The 282-nt window shown below is 31.9% G+C and carries 1 protein-coding gene; it reads right to left on the bottom strand.

Annotated features, from left to right (window positions below; translation table 11 throughout):
- A partial coding sequence (locus HMPREF3029_RS09705) for a nitric oxide synthase oxygenase (protein WP_168165490.1) occupies positions 1-157 on the bottom strand: 157 nt, incomplete at its 3' end.
- Positions 158-282: the final 125 nt, after the last annotated feature.

Genomic DNA, 282 nt, shown 5'->3' on the forward strand with positions numbered 1-282 from the left:
CACGTGCTCCGTATTCTAACTCTTTAGACGTATGCGTGTAACGATTTTTCTCATCGATTTCTTTTTTAATCTCGCTTAACCTATTTGCCGGATCGCCTAACTTTAACTCGTCGTACATCATTTCAATAAACTCTGTTGCTTGTTTAAATAGCTCCATACAATCGTTCCTAACATTATCTATTCAATTATTATGTTACACGAGAATAGACATTTATAATATATAAATATGAAATTCATGATAAAATTGATGCTGATTATATAAAGGTTGGGATTATTATGGCG

Source organism: Nosocomiicoccus sp. HMSC059G07 (assembly GCF_001815515.1).
GTDB lineage: Bacteria > Bacillota > Bacilli > Staphylococcales > Salinicoccaceae > Nosocomiicoccus > Nosocomiicoccus ampullae_A.